This window comes from Arthrobacter sp. GQ119, from assembly GCF_059759125.1.
Map to the genome: position 1 here is coordinate 1 of NZ_JCAXEA010000046.1, position 5,240 is coordinate 5,240.

At 64.1% G+C, this 5,240-nt stretch carries 6 protein-coding genes; all 6 read right to left on the reverse strand.

The window, feature by feature from the left end:
• On the reverse strand, window positions 1–615 hold a 615-nt coding region (locus tag AC6CH3_RS23130), incomplete at its 3' end, for an aldehyde dehydrogenase family protein (protein ID WP_498134661.1).
• 64 nt (window positions 616–679) lie between these two features.
• Complete coding sequence (gene solA / locus AC6CH3_RS23135) at window positions 680–1,813, reverse strand: N-methyl-L-tryptophan oxidase (protein ID WP_498134662.1); 1,134 nt, start codon at window positions 1,811–1,813, stop codon at window positions 680–682.
• A gap of 2 nt (window positions 1,814–1,815) precedes the next feature.
• Window positions 1,816–2,583 (reverse strand): amino acid ABC transporter ATP-binding protein, encoded by a 768-nt coding sequence (locus AC6CH3_RS23140; RefSeq protein ID WP_498134663.1) that lies wholly within the window; start codon window positions 2,581–2,583, stop codon window positions 1,816–1,818.
• Window positions 2,580–3,512 (reverse strand): amino acid ABC transporter permease, encoded by a 933-nt coding sequence (locus AC6CH3_RS23145; protein WP_498134664.1) that lies wholly within the window; start codon window positions 3,510–3,512, stop codon window positions 2,580–2,582. The genes AC6CH3_RS23140 and AC6CH3_RS23145 overlap by 4 nt, the downstream gene beginning before the upstream one ends.
• Before the next feature lie 10 nt (window positions 3,513–3,522).
• Window positions 3,523–4,449, reverse strand: coding sequence for an ABC transporter substrate-binding protein (locus tag AC6CH3_RS23150; RefSeq protein ID WP_498134665.1), 927 nt, complete (start codon window positions 4,447–4,449; stop codon window positions 3,523–3,525).
• A gap of 46 nt (window positions 4,450–4,495) precedes the next feature.
• Window positions 4,496–5,240 (reverse strand): NAD(P)/FAD-dependent oxidoreductase (locus tag AC6CH3_RS23155; protein ID WP_498134666.1); only part of this gene is annotated, 745 nt, incomplete at its 5' end.

Consider the following 5,240-nt stretch of genomic DNA (forward strand, 5'->3'; position numbering starts at 1 on the left):
ACCGTCGGGAAGGCCGGCCTGCCGGAAGATGTCCACCAGGGCCAGGGAGGTCAGCGGTGTCAGTGCCGCGGGCTTGAAGACCATGGTGCAGCCGGCGGCCACGGCCGGGGCGATCTTGCGGGCGCCCATGGCCAGCGGGAAGTTCCACGGCGTGACCAGCACGCAGGGACCGACAGGTTCCCTGGTGATCAGGATGCGGGTGTTGCCGTCAAGGGAGGTGGTGTGGTCCCCGCCGATGCGGACGGCCTCTTCGGAGAACCAGCGGAGCATTTCGGCGCCGTAGGCCACCTCGCCCTTGGCCTCGGCCAGCGGCTTGCCCATCTCCGCGGTCATGATCGCGGCGATGTGGTCGGTGTTGGCGAGGACCAGGTCGTAGGCCCGGCGCAGGATGTCCGCCCGCTCACGCGGAGTGGACTTCGCCCACTGCACCTGGGCCCGGCCGGCAGCCTCGATGGCCAGGGCTGCATCGTCGGGCCCGCCGTCGGCGACGTGGGCAATGATTTCATTTGTGGCCGGGTTTTCAACGGGGAAAGTGGCGCCATTGGCGGCCTTTTGCCAGCCACCGTCGATGAACAGGTCGGTGTGAAGGGTGCTGGGGTCAAATGAAGTGCTCATGTCACGCTTTCAGTGGTGGGTGCAAGGATGGCTTCATAGCTTGTTCTATTGCTGACAGATGGGTTTAGCTCGTCCTGAACCGTTCCGGGCGTATGAAGCCCAGGCCCTCGTAGGTTTGCTTGCCGAGGGCCTCGTGGGCCGCGATTTCGCCAAAACCGGTGGCATTTTTGAAGCCGCCGCCGGAGAAGCCTGTGGCGCAGTAGAGCCTGCTGCCTTCGCTGAACCGGCCAAGGATGGGGTTGCCGTCCTTGGTGTAGAGCTCGGGGAAGGTGTCGGAGCGGACGATGGTGGGGATGAGGCCGGGGAGGAACTCGGCGACGGTTTCGGTCGTCTCGGTGATTTCGGCGGGGGTCAGTTCCCTGGGCACGGCGTCCGGGTCCGGTGTTGGTCTGCCGCGGCCGTCAAGGGTTGCCTTGACTGTGGCGCCGTCGACGGCGGGAGCGCCGTACATGGCGCGGCCCTCGTGGACCCGGCTGAAGACGGGGAACTTCTCCGGCGAGAACTCTGATGCGTTTTTGGCAACGAACCAGGTCAGGATGAGCCGCTTGGTCTGAGTTGCTGCCTTGAGGTAGTCGGGCATGAGCCGCTGGGACCAGCCGCCGGAGGAGACGATGACGTTCTCGAACGTCCAGGACTTCTCCCCGGAGGTGATAACGACGCCGTCGTCCGTTTCCTCGATGCTGTCGATCGGGGTGTTCGTGTGGACTGTTGCCCCGTTGGCCTCCGCCGCTGCGACGGCAGCCGTGACGGCGCGGTCGGTGCGCAGGGCACCGGCGTTGGGGTCGTAGACGGCGATGTCGTCGGGCCGGAGGTTGTGCTGGGGGTAGCGTTCGGCCATGGCCTCGTGGCTGAGGATTTCGTGCTCGGCGCCGTTGGCCCGGGTGGTTTCCAGCAGGGCCGAGAGGTAGGGGCCGTCGGCGGTGCCGATCGACAGTCCGCCGGTGCGGGTCAGGATGTCCTGGCCGGTTTCGGCTTCGAGCTCGGCCCAAAGGCTGCGGGAGCGCTCCAGGATGGGGTAGTAGGCCGGGTTGCCGCGGTAGATCATGCGGAACAGCCGGGTGTCCCCGCCCACGGCACTGCGGCCGTGGGCGGGGGACGCGGCTTCGAACCCGACCACTGAGTCGGACAGGCGGGAGGCCTGCCACAGGGCCATGCTTCCGATGCTGCCCAGCCCGATGACTGCGAGTTTTCCGTCCATGCCTAGAGCACCATTTCCAGGAAGGCCTGCGTGCGGGGTTCCTTGGGGTTGGACAGGATTTCCCGGGCGTCGCCGCGTTCGACGACGTAGCCGTCATCCATGAAGATCAGCGAGTCGGCGACTTCACGGGCGAAGCCCATTTCGTGGGTGACCACCACCATGGTCATGCCCTTCTTCGCCAGCTGCTTCATGACGGCCAGGACCTCGCCGACCTTTTCGGGGTCCAGCGCGGAGGTGGGCTCATCGAACAGGATGATCTCGGGGTCCATCGCCAGGGACCGGGCGATCGCGACGCGCTGCTGCTGCCCCCCGGATAGCTGGGCTGGGTAGTAGTCACCGAACCCGGCCAGGCCTACGCTGGCCAACAGCTCCTGTGCCCGCTTGGCCGACTTTTTCTTGTCGGCGCCCTTGACCAGCACCGGCCCGGACATGACGTTCTCCAGGGCGGTCATGTTCGGGAAGAGGTTGAACGACTGGAAGACCATGCCGACCCTGGTCCGCTGCTCAGCCAGTTTCTTGGGACTGTGCGCGTGGTAGGCGTGCGCAGTCTCGTAGTAGCCGAAGTCCTCGCCGTTGACCTTCAGAACCCCGGAGTCCACGGTCTCCAGGCCGTTGATGCAGCGCAGGACGGTGGACTTGCCGGAGCCGCTGGGGCCGATGATGCAGCAGATCTCGCCGCTGGCGATGTCCAGGTTGATGTCCTTCAGGACCGTTTTGTGTCCGAAGGACTTTCGGATTCCGCGGGCGTGAATGGTGCCGTCGTTGCTCATCGCAGGGTCCCTTCCGGTTCGGTCAGCACAGCTTTTTTCGCCTTCCGGGGAAGCCGTGAGGTTGCGCGGGAGTATTTCTGTTCGAGCTTGGACTGCGGGTAGCTCAGCAGCAGGGTCATCACCAGGTACCAGAGGCTGGCGACGATCAGCAGCGGGATGGTCTCGTAGGTGCGGGCGTAGATGAGCTGGGCGCTTTGGAGCAGCTCGGCCACGCCCAGCACGCTGACCAGGGAGGTTCCCTTGAACATGCCGATGACCTGGTTGCCGGTCGCCGGGATGATCGAGGGCATCGCCTGCGGGATGATGACCTTGCGCATCTTCATCGCCCCGCTCATGCCCAGCGAGTCGGCGGCCTCGATCTGGCCCTTGCCGACCGAGGAGAACCCGCCGCGGATGATCTCGGCCATGTACGCGGCCTCGTTCAGCGTCAGGCCGACCAGGGCCGCGGTGATCGGCGCCATCAGGGCGTTCACATCGATCGCGGTGCCGATGTCCGTAAACGGAATCCCGATGAACAGGTCCGGGTACAGCGCCGCGACATTGAACCAGAAGATCAGCTGCACCAGGACCGGGGTGCCACGGAAAATCGTGATGTAAACACTGGCCGTGGCCGCAACCGGTTTGATGCTCGAGGACCGCATGATCGCCAGCCCCAGCCCCAGGAGCGTTCCCAGGGCCATGCTGGCAAGCGTCAGGAAGATCGTGAGCATCAGCCCACGCAGGATCGATTCATGCGTGAAGTACTGGGCGACAACACCCCACCTGAAGTTGGGGTTGGTCGACACCGAGAGCAGGATGCCGATGCCGATCAGGCTGCACACCACCCAGGCGACATACTCAAAAGTGCTGCGCCGCCGGAGCCGTGGCTTCAGATGCGACTCTTTCCCACTCATGGGGGTTTCGTTTCTTTCGATGGTTGTTTCCTGCATGGACTTCCCCTTAGCGGATTGTGGCTTCGGTGATGGCTGATTCGCCCAGGCCCCAGTACTCCAGGGACTCCTTGTATTCCGGGGTTTCCAGAACGGACTGGATGGCCTTCTGCAGGGCCGGCGTCAACGGGGAGCCCTTCTTGACCCCCATGGCGACGTTGGTGTTCGTGCGGGTATCCATCCTCGGCTCCAGGACGGTGAAGTGGTTGGGCTGCTGCTCTGCGGCCCAGGCCAGGCCACTGGCGTCATAGAAAACGCCGTCGATCCGCTTGGAGTCCAGCTGCGTCAGGGCCTCCTGGACGTTGGGCAGCGTCACGCCGTTGATGGCCGGCTGGCCCTTTTCCTCACAGGTCCACTTCGAGACGTTCGGCAGGTGCTTGAGCTGCTGGGTGGAGCCCTTGGTCACGCCGATGTTCTTGCCACAGAGCGCGTCGTTGGCCAGATTGTTCGGGTTGCCGTGGGGCACCGCAATGGCCGAGCCGCCCTTAATGTAGTTGATCATGTCCAGGACCTTCAGCCGCTCTTCGGTGGCGGACATGGTGGTGGCGGTGAAGTCGTAGCGGCCGCCGTCGATACCGGGAATGATCGTGTCAAACGCCGTGTTTTCGAACTTCAGCTTTAGGCCCAGCTTTTTCGCCACCAGGCGGGCGAGGTCCGGGTTCACGCCAATCGGGGTGGTGTTGTCCTCGGCCAGGAACGTCATCGGCGGGGAGCTCAAATCCATCGCCACCGTGATTTCTCCCTTGGCCTTGTAGGACTCCGGCAGCAGCGCCACCGCGGCCGCATCCGGCTCGACACCCTCGGAGACGTCACGAGTGTTCTGCGTCTTGGGAATGTCCGCTCCCTGGGTGCCGGTGGCAGCGCCGCCACAGGCACTCAGGGACAGCAGGACAGCAAGCCCCGCAGCCGCGGTCTGGACTTTGTTGATGGTCTTCATGGTGCTTCCCTTCAAGGGGGTTCAGGTGCAGGTTTTGGTTGACGGACTATTCGTGAAGTCCGGCGAGTCTGCTGCCGAATTTGGCCAGGAGTGAGGTTTTGGTGGAGTCCCTGCGTTCTTCCCATTGGTCGGCGATGCCGAAGAGCCGGTACATGCCGTGGACACCGAGCCAGCGGATGGGTTCGGGTTCCCACTTCCGTGCGCGGTAGCCAACCCAGGGAAGTGCCGTGCGTTCTGTTTTTTGTTCGAAGGCGAGTTCCACGAGGGTTCGGCCGCCGACATAGGCTGCCGTGACGCCGTGTCCGGCGTAGCCGGTGGAAGATCCGATTCCGGATGCCTGGTCCCAGTGCACGCCGCCGTTCCAGTCACGGGTAACCCCGAGGACTCCGGACCAGGCATGGTCCACTTCGAAGGGGATACCGGGGAAGAAGGAGCGGAGCTTGGTGGAGATCAGGTCAATCGTGGACTGTGGTGTTGAACCATCGCCTCCTGTGCCGGAGCCAAAGCGGTAGGGCATGCCCCGGCCGCCCATGGTGATACGGCCGTCCGCTGTCCGCTGGGCGTAGATGAAGGTGTGTGCGGAGTCGCTGAGGCACTGCAGCCCGTTCCAGCCGATCTGCTGCCACGCCTCCTCCGAGAGTGGCTTGGTTACGATCATCGAGGAATTGATCGGTATCAGTGTCCTGCTGCCCAGCAGCTCCCCGGAATACCCTTCGGTGCAGATGAACGTTTTGGCCGCGGTTACCCGCCCGTTGTTCACAGTGAGGGTCTTGTTCTCAACGCTGCCTACC

What these genes read in the sequence shown, in the direction of transcription:
- solA (WP_498134662.1), bottom strand. Translation starts at nt 1,813, where the DNA reads ATGGACGGAAAACTCGCAGTCATCGGGCTGGGCAGCATCGGAAGCATG.
- AC6CH3_RS23140 (WP_498134663.1), bottom strand. Translation starts at nt 2,583, where the DNA reads ATGAGCAACGACGGCACCATTCACGCCCGCGGAATCCGAAAGTCCTTC.
- AC6CH3_RS23145 (WP_498134664.1), bottom strand. Translation starts at nt 3,512, where the DNA reads ATGCAGGAAACAACCATCGAAAGAAACGAAACCCCCATGAGTGGGAAA.
- AC6CH3_RS23150 (WP_498134665.1), bottom strand. Translation starts at nt 4,449, where the DNA reads ATGAAGACCATCAACAAAGTCCAGACCGCGGCTGCGGGGCTTGCTGTC.